This is a genomic window from Microbispora bryophytorum (assembly GCF_006874465.1).
GTDB lineage: Bacteria > Actinomycetota > Actinomycetes > Streptosporangiales > Streptosporangiaceae > Microbispora > Microbispora bryophytorum.
In genome coordinates, this window is record NZ_VIRL01000005.1 from 1 (window position 1) to 15,878 (window position 15,878).

Below are 15,878 nucleotides of genomic sequence, written 5' to 3' on the forward strand. Positions count from 1 at the left end.
CTCTACTACAACAAGGAGGTGCTGAAGAAGGCCGGGGTGGACGCGGACGCGGTGAAGGACTGGGCGTCGCTGACCGCGGCGCTGGAGAAGGTCAAGGCGGCGGGCAAGAAGGGCATCACGTTCTCGGCCATCGGCACAGAGGAGGGCAGCTTCCAGTTCCTGCCCTGGTTCTGGGGCTCGGGCGCGAACCTCACGAAGCTCGACTCACCCGAGGGCGTCTCGGCGGTGGCCCTGTGGGCCGACTGGTTGAAGAAGGGCTACGCGCCCAACTCGGTCATCAACAACACCCAGACCACGAGCTGGCAGGAGTTCGCGACCGGGGACTTCGCCTTCGCCGAGAACGGTACCTGGCAGCTCGCCAACGCGAAGAAGGCCGGCTTCGACTACGGCATCATCCCGATCCCCGCCAAGGACGGCGGCACCGCCCCCGCCCCGACCGGCGGTGAGTTCGTGAGCATCCCGGTGCAGTCGGACACCGCGCGCTACGTCGCCTCCCAGAAGCTCGTGAGCTGCCTGACCAGCACCGACAACTCCCTGGCGACCACGACCACGCTGTCGTACATCGCGCCGGCGGAAGCGGTGCAGGCCAAGCAGGTCGAGCAGAACGCCGAGCTCAAGGTGTGGGTGGAGGCGGTCAAGGCCGCGAAGGGCCGTACCAGCGACAACCTGGGCACGAAGTACCCGAAGATCTCCGAGCCGATGTGGGGCGCCGTGCAGGCGGCGCTGAGCGGTTCCACGGCTCCTCAGGAGGCGATGGCGGCGGCCCAGTCGACGGCGGCGAGCGCGACCCAGTAATGAGCACGAGCCGAGTGCCGCGAACGCCGGTGCGTTCCGCCCCCGCCCCCGCCCCCGTTCAGGGGCGGGAGCGCCGGGTGGCACGCACCCGGCCGGGGAAGCGGGCGGCGCAGCAGTGGGCGGCGTGGGCGTTCCTCGCCCCCGTCGTCGTCTACCTGCTGATCTTCTACGCCTACCCGCTGTATCGCAACGTCGAGCTGAGCCTGCGCAACTACACGGTGCGCTCGTTCGTGCAGGGCGACGCGCCGTTCGCCGGAGTCGCCAACTACGCCAAGGTGTTCGCCGACGCCACCTTCGCGCCGGCGCTGTGGCACACCATCGTGTTCACGCTGGTGTCGCTGGCCTTCCAGTTCGTCATCGGGCTCGCCCTGGCCGTGTTCTTCAGCCGGAACTTCCGGCTGTCGGCCACACTGCGCGCGCTGTTCCTGGTGCCGTGGCTGCTGCCGCTGATCGTGTCCGCCTCGACCTGGTCGTGGATGCTCAACAGCGAGTCCGGGGTGGTCAACACCGCCCTGAGCTGGGTCGGCGTCGGGCCGGTCAACTGGCTGACCTCCCCGGACTGGTCGCTGTGGTCGGTGATCATCGCCAACATCTGGATCGGCATCCCGTTCAACCTGGTCGTGCTCTACAGCGGCCTGCAGGCGATCCCATCGGCCGTGTACGAGGCGGCGGCGCTGGACGGGGCCGGCGCCTGGCAGCGGTTCTGGCGGGTGACCTTCCCGCTGCTGCGTCCCGTGTCGGCGATCACCGTCCTGCTGGGGCTGGTCTACACGCTCAAGGTGTTCGACATCATCTGGATCATGACCAAGGGCGGGCCGAGCGACGCCTCCACGACGCTGGCCACCTGGTCCTACCGGCTGGGATTCGGCAACATGCTGCCCTCCTTCGGCCCCGGCGCGGCGGTCGGCAATCTGCTGATCCTCATGGCGCTGGCCTTCGGCCTCGTCTACATCCGCGTGCAGCGACGGCAGGCCGCGGCATGAGGCGGCTCACGACCGTCATCGGGCTGGCGCTGACCGCGGTGATGCTGTTCCCGGTCTACTGGATGATCAACGTCTCGTTCACCCGAGACCAGGACATGCGCAAGTCGCCGCCGTACTGGTTCCCCGTCCACGGGACGCTGGAGGGGTATCGCGCGGTGCTGGAGCAGCAGGGGCCCTACCTCGCCACCAGCCTCGTCGTGGGGCTGGGCACCGTCGTGCTGACCCTCCTGGTCGCGGCGCCGGCGGCGTACTCGCTGGCCAAGCTGCGCCCGCGCGGCGGCGGCGTGCTGAGCTTCGTGCTGCTGATCGCGCAGATGATCCCGGGGATCATCATGGCGATGGGCTTCTACGCCATCTTCCTCACCACCGGCGTGCTCAACACCGTTCCCGGGCTGATCGTGGCCGACTCCACCCTCGCGGTGCCGTTCGCCGTGCTGATCCTCACCGCGTTCATGTCCGGCATCCCCGAGGAACTGCTGCAGGCGGCCCGCGTGGACGGCGCCGGGGTGATGCGCACGTTCGTCTCGATCGTGCTGCCGGTCTCCCGCAACTCGATCATCACGGTGTCGCTGTTCGCGTTCCTGTGGGCCTGGTCGGACTTCGTCTTCGCCTCCACCCTCGACCAGGGCGGCGCCCACCAGCCGATCACGCTCGGCATCTACCACTACATCGGCAACAACAACCAGGAATGGAACGCCATCATGGCCACCGCCGTGGTCGCCTCCATCCCGGCCACCGTTCTGCTCATCGTCGCCCAGCGTTACGTCGCCGCGGGCGTCACCGCCGGCGCCGTCAAGGACTGAGCCTCTCCGAGAAGGGACCCCCTCTTCATGACCGTCGCCGCTTCAGGCCCGGTGTTCTCCCTGCGGGAAATCCCGTTCAGCTACCGCGGCTCCTGGTTCGGCTTCTCGCCGGTGATCGCGCAGAAGACCTACGCCCCGGACGTGCACCTGGTCTCCCACCAGACCGGCATGCATCCGATCCTGCGGCTGGCGCCGTCCGCCGAGAGCGACGTCACCGCCACGCCCCACCAGCTCACCTGGAGCCGCGCCGACGGCCGGATCGACCTCGCCTATGAGAACGCCGACACGGTGCGGCTGCGCGGCCGGGGCCTCGGGCTGAGCCTCCTGGCCGCCGACCCCGCCCTGACGCCGTTCAGCGGCCCGTACTTCTACCAGGACCCGGTGGACGGATCGTTCGTCTTCACCGTCTACCAGACCGGCCGCCGCTACCGGATCACGGTGCTCGCCGGTCAGGCCGAGGCGCGGGGCGCCCAGGCGCTCGGCACCGCCGAACGCGGCGTCGTCCTGAGCGGCGAGTGGGAGATCGCCGTCGAGGAGTACGAGACCGCGCGCGCCCCCTATGCGCGCACGGACGCCTTCGAGCAGGTGGCCGCGGCGGCGCGGGCCGAGTTCGACGCGTTCACCGCGGCGGTCGCGCCCTGGCGCAGCGACCGGACGCCCGCGGCCGAGCTGGCCGCCTACGTCCTGTGGTCGGCGACCGTGCGTCCGGCCGGGTTCGTCACCCGGCCCGCCGTGCTGATGTCCAAGCACTGGATGGACAAGGTGTGGAGCTGGGACCACTGCTTCAACGCCATCGCCCTCGCCGACGGCCTGCCGGGCCTGGCGTGGGACCAGTTCCGACTGCCCTTCGACCACCAGGACGACGCGGGCGCGCTGCCCGACTCCGTCACCCACTCGGAGATCCTCTACAACTTCGTGAAGCCGCCCATCCACGGCTGGGCCCTGCGCAGCCTCCCGCCGGCGGCCGAGCCGGAGGAGATCTACCGGCTGCTGGAACGCTGGACGACCTTCTGGCTCACGGCGCGGCGCGTCCCGGGCGGTGACCTGCCGCACTACCAGCACGGCAACGACAGCGGCTGGGACAACGCCACCACCTTCGACCCCGAGCGCGTCGTCGAGACCGCCGACCTGGCCGCCTTCCTCGTCCTGCAGCTGCGCGAGCTGGCCCGCCGGGCCCCGGACCCGGCCGCGGCGGCCCACTGGTCGGGCGCCGCCGACCGGATGCGCGACGCGCTGCTCGCCGAGCTGTGGACGGGGGACCGCTTCGTCGCCCGCGGCGCGAACTCCGGGCGCACCTGGTCGAGCTCCAGCCTGCTCGACCTCATGCCCATCGTGCTCGGCGACGAGCTTCCCGAGCCGGTGCACACGGCGCTCGCCGCACGCATCGCCGCGCATCTGACCGCGTTCGGGCCCGCCACCGAGCACCCCGAGTCCGAGCACTACCAGGACGACGGCTACTGGCGGGGACCGATCTGGGCCCCGTCGACCGTGCTCATCGAGGACGGCCTGCGCCGCGCCGGCCACGTCGGGCTGGCCGACGAGATCAGCGCCCGCTTCCGCGCGCTCTGTGAGCGGTCCGGCTTCGCGGAGAACTTCGACGCGCGCACCGGCGAGGGGCTGCGCGACCGCGCCTACACCTGGACGGCCAGCGCCTACCTCATCCTCGCCGCCGCCGACGAAGCGCGGCGCGAACGGCGGACGCAGACGGCGGAGGCGGCGGCTTTGACACGACCGCGGACGCCTGCGTAGCCTGCGGTCGAATCGATTCGAAGCATCGCGTCGATGAGCTGCCGCGGGGGACGGGTGAACATCGGGGAGATCGCCAAGCGGGCGGGCGTGTCGCGGAGCACGGTCTCCTACGCTCTCAGCGGCAAGCGCGCGGTCTCCGCCGCGACCCGCCGACGCATCCTCCAGGTCATCGACGACGTCGGCTACCGGCCCAACGCCTCCGCCAGAGCCCTGGCGGAGGGCCGCACCCGTGCCATCGGCCTGGTCATCCCGCCCGCCGGGCGGCGGCTGACCCCGATCCAGCTCGGCTTCGTCGCCGATGTCGTGGCCGCCGCCGGCCGGCGCGAACTGGACGTGCTCCTGTCGCCCAGCGGCGGCGAGCACGACCGCTCGTTCGAGCGGATGGTCCGCGGTCGCCGCGTCGACGGCGTGATCCTGATGGAGGTCCGGCTGCGGGACGCGAGGGCCGCCCGCCTGCGGGAGTCGGGTGTGCCCTTCGTCGCGATCGGCCACACCGCGGACGCCGCGACCGGTTACTGGGTGGATCTGGACTACCAAGGGCTCGTCGCGAGCTGTGTGCGTCATCTGGCCGACCTCGGGCACCGCGAGATCGCCTTGATCAACCGGCCGCGAGAGCTGCTGGACTCCGGCTACGGCCCGGCCCGCCGCGCCCTGGACGGGTTCGAGGCCGCCGCGGCGGCACGGTCCCTGTCCGCGACCGCGTCGTGCTGCCCCGACGAGGCGGCGGCGGGCGAGACCTTCATCGAGGACCTGCTGGCGGCCCGGCCGGGAGTCACCGGCCTCGTCACGATCAACGAGGCGGCCCTGCCCGGCATCGAGCGCGCGCTGCGACGCCTCGGGCGCGCGGTGCCCCGGCACATCTCCGTCACCGGGGTCGTGGGGCGGCACTGGGCCGAGGAGTTCCATCCGCCGCTCACCGCGGCCGACGTCCCGATCACCGACATGGCGGAAAGGGCCGTGGAACTGCTGGCCGAGCGACTGGCCGAGCCCGGCACGCCGCCCCGCAACGTTCTGCTCGCCCCGCCGATCTCTCTGCGTTCGAGCACGGCGCCGCCGCCGTGAACGGGTTCCGCCGATCCGGCCGTTCTCGTGTCGTCTGCCCGAGAGGATAGGTTGGCTCACGATCATCGGGGCGCGAGTGGCCATGGGGAGGTTCGGGAGTGGTGCCGTCCACGCTCGGCGGTCGTTACGAGCTGGAGGAGCTGATCGGCCGGGGCGGGATGGGCGAGGTCTGGCGGGGCCGGGACCTGCGGGCCCACCGCCCCGTGGCGGTGAAGATCCTCGCGCCGCAGGTCGCCGGGGTCGCCTCGCGGGAGCGCTTCGCCCGTGAGGCCCGCGCCGCCGCCCGCGTGGTGCACCCGAACGTGGTCACCGTGCTCGACGTGGGCGAGCAGGACGCGCGGCCCTATCTGGTGATGGAGCTGCTCACCGGCCGCAGCCTGGCCGAGGAGCTGCTCGACCGGGGCCGGTACGGCGTGGCGGAGGCGTGCCGTCTCATGAGCCAGGCCGCCGCGGGCCTGGACGCCGCGCACCGCGCCGGGGTCGTGCACCGGGACGTCAAACCCGCCAACCTGCACCTCACCGCGAGCGGCGTGCTCAAGGTGGTCGACTTCGGCGTCGCCCAGGTGGCGACCGAGGCGGCGCGGCTCACCATGGTGGGCGCGGTCGTCGGCACCGCCGCCTACCTGGCTCCGGAGCAGATCGACGGCAGGGGCGGCGGGTCCGCCTGCGATCTGTACGCGCTGGGGTGCGTCTGCTACGAGCTGCTGTGCGGGCATCCGCCGTTCACCGGGTCGGCCCCGGAGCTGGTCTACCAGCACATCCACCAGGCTCCGGTGCCGCCCAGCCGGCACCGTCCCGACATCCCCGCCGAGCTGGAGCGCCTCATCATGGCGCTGCTCGCCAAGGACTCCGCCGGCCGGCCCGCCGACGCGGAGGTCGCCCGCCGGATCCTGGCGGCCGTCGCCCTCGCCCCGGGGAACCCGCCGCGCGAGGCCGGGATGCCGCAGGCGCCGTACGGCGCGCGTGCGGGCGACACGGCGCTGCTGGACGCCACGCTGCTGGACGCCGCGCTGCTCGACGCCCCGCCGCCCGGCGTCGCGGCCGGTCGTGGGGCGGGGGCGTCGCCCGAGCGGCGCACGCTCATCCGGCTCGGGGCCGCGGTGGCGGGCCTCGCCGCGGTCACGATCGGGGTGGCGGCGCTGTCCGGCGGCGGCGGGCAGGCGGAATCCGCGGTCGCGGCCCAGTCGCCGGCGGCCGCCGGCGACTCACCCACCCCGGAGAGGAAGGGCTCGGCCGCTCCGACGCCCCGGCCGAGCAGGACACCGTCTCTCAGGCCGTCCCCGAAGCCGTCCCCGAAGCCGTCTCCCACGCCGTCCGCGCGCCGCGTCTACCGCAGCTACCAGGAGTGGCTGGCCGCCTTCGACCACGCCGTGCAGGAGCAGGAGCGCCGGGGCGGCATCGAGCCGAAGCTGGCCCGCGACGCCCACGAGGAGATCAGGAGGACGGCCAGGGACATGTCCAGGGACATGCCCAGGGGCCGGGACAGGGGAAGGGGCAGTGGCCGGGGCGGGGACGGGGGCGACAAGGCCGCGGAGCGCGTCCGCGACCTGCTCGGCAAACTCCAGCAGGCGCACCAGGACGGCCGGCTCGCCGACGGCCCGCTCGTCGACTTCCTGAACGCCGCCGGCCTCAGCGCGCGGAGGGGCGGCGACTGAGGTCCTCGACCGCGCCGACGTCGCGGGTCCACGAGCCGAGCACGAGCAGGGTCTTGGTGCCGGTCACGTCGCCGGCGCGGCGCAGCCGGTCGATGACCTGCTGCAGGTGCCCGAGGTCGCGGACGCGGACGTGGATGAGCGCGTCCGGGTCCCCGGCGATGGTGAACACCTCCTGCACCTCCGGCACGTCCGTGACGGTACGGACGATCTTGCCGACCGGGGTCGTGCCCGGATAGCGCAGTTCGGTGAACGCCTCGATGCCCCAGCCGAGCTTGGCGTAGTCGATCCGCACGGTGAAGCCGGTGATGACGCCGATCTCCCGCAGGCGGTCGACCCGCCGCTTGACGGCGGCCACCGACAGGCCGATCTCGGCCGCCATCTCGGAGAAGGTCCTGCGCCCGTCCTCGCGCAGCAGGCGCAGCAGCCGGTGGTCGATGTCGTCGATCTCCGCCATGGCGTGCTCCCTCTTCAGCCGGCCCGTCCAACCGGCGCGGCGCAAAGAACAGTAGCGTCCAACGCGGACTTCTCCATCTTTTTGCGTCTTGTCGGCCGTTTCCCGCGTGATGCTTGCGCGTACGCCCAGGGCGTTGGTGTGCTGTGGGTCACCCTCGGAACTCAGGAGGTTCGCACCGTGTCTGCCCCCGCGTCCACGTCTCCCGTCTCGCTCGACGACAAGTACGCGGCCGAGCACGGCACCGTGCTGATCTCGGGCGTCCAGGCCCTCGTCCGGCTGACCCTGGAGCAGCGCCGCCTCGACGCCGAGCGCGGCCTGGACACGCGGGTCTTCGTCTCCGGATACCCCGGCTCACCGCTGGGCGGCGTCGACCTGGAGATGGCACGGGCCGCGCGGTTCCTCACGGAGGCGGGCGTGGTGGCCCGGCCCGGCCTCAACGAGGAGCTCGCGGCCACGGCGGTCGCGGGCACCCAGCTGCTCGCCCAGGTGCCGGGCCGTCGGCACGAGGGGGTGACCGGGTTCTGGTACGGGAAGAACCCGGGCCTCGACCGGGCCGCCGACGCGATCCGGCACGGCAACCTCGCCGGCACAGCGCCGCTCGGCGGGGCGGTCGCCTGGATCGGCGACGACCCCGGCAGCAAGTCCTCGACCGTGCCCAGCTCCTGCGAGCCGATGTGCCAGAGCCTGTCGATGCCGCTGCTCGCCCCCGGCTCCGTGGCGGAGGTCGTCGAGCTCGGGCTGCACGCGGTGGCGCTGTCGCGGGCCACCGGCCTGTGGGCAGGCCTGAAGATCGTCGCCGACGTCGCCGACGCCTCCGCCACCGTCGACCTCGGACCGCTGCGCGACGACATCCGGTCGGGCGTCCCGGTGCCGGACCGCGCCGACCGGGGGGCGCCGCCCACCCTGGTCGGCCCGGCCTCGCTCGAGGCCGAGCACGACATGCTCACCCGCCGGCTCGGCCTGGCCCGCGAGTACGCCCGCGCGCACGGCCTCAACCGGGTGACCCACGACGCGCCGCGAGCCACGACGGGCGTGCTCGCGTCCGGCACCTCCTACGCCGTGGTCCTGCGCGCCCTCGCCGACCTCGGCCTGGACGAGGCCGCGATGGACCACCTCGGCCTGCGGCTCATCCGGCTCGCCATGCCGTTCCCGCTCGCGTACGACGACCTCGCCGCCATGACCGCAGGGCTCGACCGGGTGCTCGTGGTCGAGGACAAGGTGCCGTTCCTGGAGGGGCACCTCAAGCAGGCGCTGTACGACACCGGGCAGCGCCCCGACGTCATCGGCAGGGAACTGCTGACGGCGCGCGGCACGGTCGGCGCGCAGGACGTGGCCGGGGCGCTCGCCACCTGTCTCGGCCCGGACCGCCTGCCCCGCCAAGCGGCGATCCTGGCGCCCGCCCCTGCCCGGCGCCGCGTCATGCTCCCGCTGGTCGCCGCCCGCACGCCGTACTTCTGCTCGGGCTGCCCGCACAACGCCGCGACGCGGGCCTCCAGCGACACGCTGGTGGGCGCGGGCATCGGCTGCCACGCCATGATCGCCCTGGACGGGAACGGACGCGGCAGGCAGGTCGGCATGACGCAGATGGGGGGCGAGGGCGCCCAGTGGTTCGGCCTGGCCCCCTTCACCTCCGACCGCCACTTCACCCAGAACCTCGGCGACGGCACCTTCCACCACTCCGGCTCCCTGGCCGTACGCGCCGCCGTCGCGGCCGGCGTCTCGATGACGTACAAGCTGCTCTACAACGACGCGGTCGCGATGACCGGCGGGCAGCGCGCGGAGGGCCGCCTCGACGTCCCGGCGCTGACGCGGTGGCTGGCGGCCGAGGGGGTGCGCCGGGTGGTGGTCACCACGCCGGAGCCGCAGACCTACCGGGGCGTCCGGCTGGCGTCGATCGCGTCCGTACGGCACCGCGACGACCTCCCGGCCGTGGAGCGGGAGCTCGCCGCGGTCGACGGGGTGACCGTGCTCATCCACGACGACCGCTGCGCGGCCGAGGAGCGGCGGCTGCGCAAACGCGGGAAACTGCCCACGCCGACGGCCAGGGTCGTGGTCAACGAGCGCGTGTGCGAGGGCTGCGGCGACTGCGGGGACGCCTCCACCTGCCTGTCCGTGCAGCCGGTGGAGACCGAGTTCGGCCGCAAGACCCGCATCCACCAGGCGTCGTGCAACTCCGACCTGAGCTGCCTCAAGGGCGACTGCCCGTCGTTCCTGCTCGTCGAGCCTCGCCCTCGGACCCCGCGTACGGTGCCCGAGCCGCCGGTGGCGCTGACCGAGCCCGTGGCGCGCTTCCCTGAGCGCGCGGCGCTGCTGCGGATGCCCGGCATCGGCGGCACGGGGGTGGTGACCGTCTCGCAGATCCTGCAGATGGCCGCCCACCTCGACGGCCTGCACGCCGCCGGGCTCGACCAGACCGGGCTGGCGCAGAAGGGCGGCCCCGTCGTCAGCGACGTGCGGATCTCTCCCCACCCGATCACCGGCTCGGTGCGCGCCGCCCGCGGCACCGCCGACGTCCTCATCGGCTTCGACGCGCTCGGCGCCGCCGCCGACGACACCCTCGCCGTCGCCTCGCCCGGGCGCACGGTCGCCGTCGTGAACACCGCGATCGTGCCGACGGCCGCCATGGTCACCGGCCGCGCCGCGCTCTCCGGGGCCGGGGACGCGATCGCCCGCATCGCCTCGGCCACCGTGCCCGGCACGGGCCTCCACCTGGACGCCGGAGCGCTGTCCGAGGCGCTGTTCGGCGATCACATGCCCGCCAACCTCGTGCTCGTCGGCGCGGCCTACCAGCACGGCTGCATCCCGATCTCGGCGGACGCGATCGAGCGGGCCATTCGCCTCAACGGTGGTTCCAGCAGTGCGGCCGTGGAGCGGAACCTGGCCGCCTTCCGCTGGGGGCGGGCCGCCGTGATCGACCGCGAGGCCGTGTTCCGGGCTGCCGTCCCTCCGGAGCCGCCGGTCGTTCCGGTGGACGACGCCGCCCTGCGCGAGGCGGCGGGAACCGGGGCGATCGAGGAGGCGCTGGCCGTACGCGTCGCCGATCTGACCGGCTACCAGAACGCGGCCTACGCCCGCTCGTACGCCCGGGAGGTGCGCCGGGTGGCCGCGCTGGCCGCCGAACGGGCGGGGGAGGAGGCCGGGGCGCGCATCGGGCTCGCCTACGCCCGGGGCCTGCACAGGCTCATGGCGTACAAGGACGAGTACGAGGTCGCCCGGCTGCACCTCGACCCGGTGGAGCGGGCCCGGCGCGAGCGGGAGTTCGGCCCCGGCGCCGCCGTGTCGGTGCTGCTGCACCCGCCGCTGCTGCGGGCGATGGGCCTCACGCGCAAGATCAGGCTGCGCCGGTCCGCCGGCGTCGTGTTCCGCGGGCTGCGGGCCGCCCGCGTGCTGCGCGGCACCGCGTTGGACGTGTTCGGGTACGCCGCCGTCCGCCGGGTGGAGCGTACGCTGGTGGTGGAGTACCGCGAGCTGGTGAGGCGCGCGTTCGACCGGCTCACCCCGGCGACCGCCGCGGCCGTCGCGGAGATCGCCGCCCTGCCGGACCTGATCCGGGGGTACGAGGACATCAAGCTCGCCCGTGTCGCGGAGTTCCGCGACCGCGCCGCCGCCCTTCTCGCCGAGCTGAACGCGCCCGTCCTCCAGGAGTCATCGTGACCGTCGACCGTCTGCTGCCCGGCCCGGACGCCCGGGACCTCATCGAGCTGACCCGTGAGATCGCCGACAAGGAACTCGCCCGCCGCGTCGACGAGCACGAGCGCGCGGAGACCTACCCGGAGGGGCTGTTCGCCACGCTCGGGGCCGCCGGGCTCCTCGGCCTTCCCTACCCGGAGGAGCACGGCGGCGGCGGCCAGCCGTACGAGGTGTATCTCCAGGTGATCGAGGAGCTGGCCGCGCGGTGGGCCGCCGTCGCGGTCGCGGTCAGCGTGCACACGCTGTCCTGTCTGCCTCTGGCGGTGTACGGCACACCGGAGCAGCGGGAGCGCTGGCTGCAGGACATGCTCGCCGGGCGGCTGATCGGCGGCTACAGCCTGTCGGAGCCCCAGGCCGGGTCGGACGCCGCGGCTCTGACCTGCAAGGCCGAGAAGACCGAGGGCGGCTACCGGATCACCGGCACCAAGGCGTGGATCACCCACGGCGGCCGGGCGGACTTCTACGCGTTGTTCGCCCGCACGGGCTCCGGCTCGCACGGCATCTCCTGCTTCCTCGCGCCCGGCGCCGCCGAGGGCCTGACCTTCGGCCGCCCCGAGGAGAAGATGGGCCTGCACGCCGTCCCCACCACGACCGCCCACTGGGACGGCGTGCTGATCGACGCCGACCGCCGCATCGGTGAGGAGGGCCAGGGCCTGTCCATCGCCTTCGGCGCACTCGACTCCGGCAGGCTGGGCATCGCCGCCTGCGCCGTCGGCCTCGCCCAGGCCGCGCTCGACGAGGCCGTCGCGTACGCCAAGGAGCGCGAGGCGTTCGGCAAGAAGATCATCGACCACGAGGGGCTCGGCTTCCTGCTCGCCGACATGGCCGCCGGGGTGGACTGCGCCCGGGCGACGTACATCGACGCGGCCCGCCGCCGCGACGCCGGCCTGCCGTACAGCAGGCAGGCCAGCGTCGCCAAGCTCGTCGCGACCGACACCGCGATGCGGGTCACCACCGACGCGGTCCAGGTCCTCGGCGGCTACGGCTACACGCGCGAGTTCCGCGTCGAGCGCTACATGCGCGAGGCCAAGATCATGCAGATCTTCGAGGGCACCAACCAGATCCAGCGCCTGGTCATCAGCCGCCACCTCGCCAAGTAGCCTCTGACAGGCGAAAACCCCGCTTCCCCTGCTGGGTGGCGGGGTTCGTCGTGTGTGGGAGTAGTTCCAATTGATCCTTGTTCCGTCCCTGTTCCGTAAGAGACCTCGCGTGGACGGAACAGGCGGTCGTCAATCGCCTTGCGGGCACGGCCGTGGGAGCCGAGCATTGTGGAAGCGGACGGTGAACCCACAGAGTTGCTGACCGCGCTGCGGTCTTCGGCCAGTTGCGGCCAACGACGACCACGCACTGACCGCCAGGGCAACCTCGTGTTGACGCGTTCTGCGCATTTGATCGGAAACTCGATATGCGTGTTTCCTGCATCCAATTCATTTCGGAAGCGGAAGGTCAGGCTACCGCGGGGCTTCTGTTCTTCGGGCCTGACGGGCCCCGCGGTACGGGCCCCCTTGCCACCGGATGAGCGGGCTGGGCACTTGCGGTGGTGGTGCTGTACAGGAGAGAAGCACAGCAACGGGACCGCACTGTGGCTCACTCTGACATCCTCCAGCACATGTCCAAGCAGGGCCGAAGCCTCTCCAAGTCGTGCTCGGCTCCCGTTCGCAAGCAGACGCTCAAGACGACAACGGTTCCGTCGGCAGTTCGAGATCGCTACACGCGGAGCTGCTGGATATCAATTGCCGCTGCCTGAGCAAAGTCGAGAAGGGCTCGGCGGGCCTTCCGGCCTCGCTCAGCACGATCTTGTTCATCTGTAGCGTCGTGGATTTCCTCGGCCAGCCTCAATGCCAACGACGCCAAGCTATCGAGTTTCTGGTTCGTTGTGACCAGTCGCAGCCTGAAGAGCGCGGCCGTCGCGTTGGCGCGCTGGCGATAGGACTCATCGCGTGCGGTAGCGTACGCAGGGCTCTGGGAGTCTTCCTGCTCCCTGTGCCATCGGTCGTTCTGGCTCTTCCGGAAGTCCGTAAGTGCGCCGGCGAAGGTGCTGTACGCCGCCAGACGTTCTTGCCACAGTCGTTCTTCCCGCGCTGACTGGCGCGCCTGCTTGGCAGTCCGTATCTGGAAAACATATGTGGCGGTGGCTCCCAACAGTGTTCCCAAGATTGCTACGAGGCTCGTCACCACGCTCTCCATGTGACCAGTGGATCACGCGCGCGTGCCGCCGTCATGTGTTCAGCGTTCCGGTTCTGCCTCCACATCTCGTGATCTTGCTAACGCAGTCGCTAACAACCACCTTGGACTGTCCTCGACGACTGTGGGCCTCTCCTTCGCCCGATTACGTCATAAGGCAGGACCTTTGACTGTTCGTGTACGGATGTGGACGCGGTCGAACTGGCTACAGATCTGAGGGCGGCACGGTGGCTGAGGCCGTGACGACCGCGGACTTCGGTGCCCGTTGTACGGGCTGGGGCGATCACCGGCAAGGCCCTCCTCCGTCGGGCCTTGCCACCGGGTGACCATGGCTGAGGCGACAGCAGTGCCTGCAGCAACGTCTCCGTCAGCCGAGCAGGGTGACTGCTCCGCCTGAAAGCGGAAGGTCGGCAGTTCGACCCTGCCCCTGACCACCACCCTTGAACAGCCCAAACGCCCCAAGCGATCACGCTCCGGGGCGTTTTTGATCTCCAGTGACACCAACGCTGACAGCAACGACCAGAGCGATGCGGCTCGCAGGATGAGTTGGGTCGGTGGCGCCTCTCCGCAAGTACGGCCGGCATGGGCGTTGGGTGCCCTCGTGTTCAGAAGTCGACTCCCCACAATCGTGATGTCCCCGTATTGAATACGTGTTGCAGTGGCGTGGATACCATCCGTAAACTTAGCCATCCTTCAATAGATGGCTCTCAAGGACAGGTATCGGTGGCATAAGACCATGATTAAGGACATGCGCCTGCGTAACTTCAAAGCCTTCGAGAAGTTCGCCATGAATTTCCAAGATACCTCCTTCCTCGTGGGTCCAAACAGCGCAGGGAAGAGTACCGTTCTCACTGCACTCCGTCTGGCGGAAGCGTGCCTGCGACTGGCACGTAGAACTCGTCCATCGCTTGCATGCCAACATCGCGACGTGTGGGTTCAGGCGCACCCAACGCCTATTAGGGAGTTCGAGGCGTTGAACGAAAGCATCCGCTTCGACTTCCGGAATGAAGAGACGAGCCTGGAGCTCACCTGGCGCTCGGGATATAAATTGCGTGCGGTGTGGCTTCCTGATTCTGGCGATGAGGAAAGATCTGAGCCGTTTTTCTACCTGCTCGATAAGGATGGCCGGGTACCGCGAACGCCGAAGGAAGTAAGGGAAGGATACCCAACAGTCGGTATCAATCCTACGCTATCTCCTCTGGAGCATGAGGAACAGATCTTGAGTGACGACTACGTTCGCAAAAACTTTGCGACGAGGCTGAGTAGTCGCCACTTTAGGAACAATCTCCGGATGCTCGTAGGCGACGGCGAGTGGGAGGGATTTCTAGACTTTGCCAACCCCTGGCTGGGCGGGATCAAGCTGTCGAAGCCGCTAAGTCGATACGGCGCCGATGGGGAATCCAGCATTGATGTTTTCTACACGGAGCCAGGAAGTCGCGTAGAGAAAGAACTCGTATGGGCCGGGGACGGGGTGCAAATCTGGCTCCAACTCCTTATGCACCTCTATCGAGCGCAGAGCCTTCCGACGCTCGTTCTAGACGAGCCGGAGGTATTCCTACACGCGGACCTGCAACGTCGACTGGTGCGCCTGCTCGACTCGTTGCGCGCACAAGTGGTGCTGGCGACGCACTCCAGCGAGGTGCTGGCGGAAGCGCCTCGGGATGCGATCGTGTGGGTCGACAAAACTCGTTCAAGAGCCATCCGTTCACCCAAAGATGAATCCATGGCAGGATTGGATGCTGCACTGGGAAGTGCCTTTAATCTTGGTTTGGCGCGCGCTCTCCGAGCGCGGGGCGTTCTCTTCATCGAAGGTAAAGATCAAAAAATTCTCAAACTTCTGGGCAGGCAGCTCGGGCTAGAACGAATCATTCAGGAGACCGCGCTTGCTGTAGTACCCATCAATGGTTATTCGAACTGGAACCATGTAGAGCCGTTCAAGTGGTTCGCTGATCAATTCCTGCAAAACGCTGTGCGCTCAATGATCCTTCTTGACAGAGACTACAGGACAGATCGGCAGGTCGCCGCTGTCGAGGGGAAGCTGAAAGACGCGGGATTTCAGGCTCACGTCTGGAACAGGAAAGAGCTTGAGAGCTACCTGTTGCTGCCCACTGTCATATCGCGCCTTAGCAAGTGTCCGACGGAAACAGTCTCGACTGAGCTTGATCGGATAGTGGCAGGCATGGAGGATCCCATCTTTTCTCGTTTTTTCGCGGAGGTCCAGAACGAGAAGAGGTACAATCCTCGCGAGACGGTTGCCCTCCATAGAGAAGCGCAGCAGGAATTCCGGGCTAAGTGGGGAAGTCTCGATTTTCGGTATTCAAACTGCCCGCCTAAAGATGTCCTCGCCGAGATGAATCGATTTCTCCAAGGAGTGGGATTCAAAGCGGTTTCATTTGAGGGAATCGCAAAGAATGTCAAGGTCGAGGAGGTGCCTGAAGAAATGGTCCAGGTCCTGATGGAGATCAATGCGCTACCTGACTCAAAGTAGATAGGCGGCCCGCCA

11 protein-coding genes and 1 tRNA gene are annotated in these 15,878 nt (G+C 69.8%); 10 read left to right on the top strand and 2 right to left on the bottom strand.

Features of this window, described 5'->3' with window-relative positions:
• The 6 genes from FLX07_RS11965 to FLX07_RS11990 all read left to right on the top strand — a co-directional run.
• Positions 1 to 795, top strand: a 795-nt coding sequence (locus tag FLX07_RS11965; RefSeq protein ID WP_142570678.1) for a sugar ABC transporter substrate-binding protein, incomplete at its 5' end; no start/stop codon positions are given.
• Positions 796 to 872: 77 nt separating this feature from the next.
• On the top strand, positions 873 to 1,778 hold the full coding sequence (locus tag FLX07_RS11970; RefSeq protein ID WP_229689571.1) for a carbohydrate ABC transporter permease: 906 nt from the start codon (positions 873 to 875) through the stop codon (positions 1,776 to 1,778).
• On the top strand, positions 1,775 to 2,581 hold the full coding sequence (locus FLX07_RS11975; protein WP_142570682.1) for a carbohydrate ABC transporter permease: 807 nt from the start codon (positions 1,775 to 1,777) through the stop codon (positions 2,579 to 2,581). Before FLX07_RS11970 ends, FLX07_RS11975 begins: the two co-directional genes overlap by 4 nt.
• A gap of 27 nt (positions 2,582 to 2,608) precedes the next feature.
• Complete coding sequence (locus tag FLX07_RS11980; RefSeq protein ID WP_142570684.1) at positions 2,609 to 4,330, top strand: amylo-alpha-1,6-glucosidase; 1,722 nt, start codon at positions 2,609 to 2,611, stop codon at positions 4,328 to 4,330.
• A 33-nt stretch (positions 4,331 to 4,363) separates the two neighbouring features.
• A complete protein-coding gene (locus tag FLX07_RS11985) occupies positions 4,364 to 5,392 on the top strand; it encodes a LacI family DNA-binding transcriptional regulator (RefSeq protein WP_208762173.1) in 1,029 nt (342 codons plus the stop codon).
• Between the two features lie 98 nt (positions 5,393 to 5,490).
• Positions 5,491 to 7,047 (top strand): serine/threonine-protein kinase, encoded by a 1,557-nt coding sequence (locus tag FLX07_RS11990; protein WP_142570686.1) that lies wholly within the window; start codon positions 5,491 to 5,493, stop codon positions 7,045 to 7,047.
• Here FLX07_RS11990 and FLX07_RS11995 read toward each other — a convergent pair.
• The gene (locus tag FLX07_RS11995) at positions 7,022 to 7,501 is read right to left on the bottom strand and encodes an Lrp/AsnC family transcriptional regulator (RefSeq protein WP_142570688.1); all 480 of its coding nucleotides are present in this window, start codon (positions 7,499 to 7,501) and stop codon (positions 7,022 to 7,024) included. The two genes, FLX07_RS11990 and FLX07_RS11995, sit on opposite strands and share 26 nt — an antisense overlap.
• A gap of 177 nt (positions 7,502 to 7,678) precedes the next feature.
• On the opposite strand from FLX07_RS11995, the gene FLX07_RS12000 reads away from it, so the two are divergent.
• Together FLX07_RS12000 and FLX07_RS12005 are read left to right on the top strand one after the other, a co-directional pair.
• On the top strand, positions 7,679 to 11,155 hold the full coding sequence (locus tag FLX07_RS12000; protein WP_142570690.1) for an indolepyruvate ferredoxin oxidoreductase family protein: 3,477 nt from the start codon (positions 7,679 to 7,681) through the stop codon (positions 11,153 to 11,155).
• A complete protein-coding gene (locus tag FLX07_RS12005) occupies positions 11,152 to 12,291 on the top strand; it encodes an acyl-CoA dehydrogenase family protein (protein WP_142570692.1) in 1,140 nt (379 codons plus the stop codon). The genes FLX07_RS12000 and FLX07_RS12005 overlap by 4 nt, the downstream gene beginning before the upstream one ends.
• Positions 12,292 to 12,898: 607 nt before the next feature.
• Here the strand turns inward: FLX07_RS12005 and FLX07_RS12010 are convergent.
• On the bottom strand, positions 12,899 to 13,378 hold the full coding sequence (locus FLX07_RS12010; RefSeq protein WP_142570694.1) for a hypothetical protein: 480 nt from the start codon (positions 13,376 to 13,378) through the stop codon (positions 12,899 to 12,901).
• Positions 13,379 to 13,715: 337 nt separating this feature from the next.
• Between FLX07_RS12010 and FLX07_RS36405 the strand changes: the two genes are divergently transcribed.
• Positions 13,716 to 13,812: transfer RNA gene (locus FLX07_RS36405), tRNA-OTHER, on the top strand.
• Between the two features lie 263 nt (positions 13,813 to 14,075).
• Positions 14,076 to 15,863 carry an ATP-dependent nuclease gene (locus FLX07_RS12015; protein WP_142570696.1) on the top strand — a complete coding sequence of 596 codons (1,788 nt, stop codon included), beginning with the start codon at positions 14,076 to 14,078 and terminating at the stop codon, positions 15,861 to 15,863.
• Positions 15,864 to 15,878: the final 15 nt, after the last annotated feature.

Coding starts and splice junctions, on each gene's coding strand:
- FLX07_RS11980 (WP_142570684.1), top strand. CDS start 2,609: ATGACCGTCGCCGCTTCAGGCCCGGTGTTCTCCCTGCGGGAAATCCCG.
- FLX07_RS12010 (WP_142570694.1), bottom strand. CDS start 13,378: ATGGAGAGCGTGGTGACGAGCCTCGTAGCAATCTTGGGAACACTGTTG.
- FLX07_RS11975 (WP_142570682.1), top strand. CDS start 1,775: ATGAGGCGGCTCACGACCGTCATCGGGCTGGCGCTGACCGCGGTGATG.
- FLX07_RS11995 (WP_142570688.1), bottom strand. CDS start 7,501: ATGGCGGAGATCGACGACATCGACCACCGGCTGCTGCGCCTGCTGCGC.
- FLX07_RS12015 (WP_142570696.1), top strand. CDS start 14,076: ATGGCTCTCAAGGACAGGTATCGGTGGCATAAGACCATGATTAAGGAC.
- FLX07_RS11985 (WP_208762173.1), top strand. CDS start 4,364: ATGAGCTGCCGCGGGGGACGGGTGAACATCGGGGAGATCGCCAAGCGG.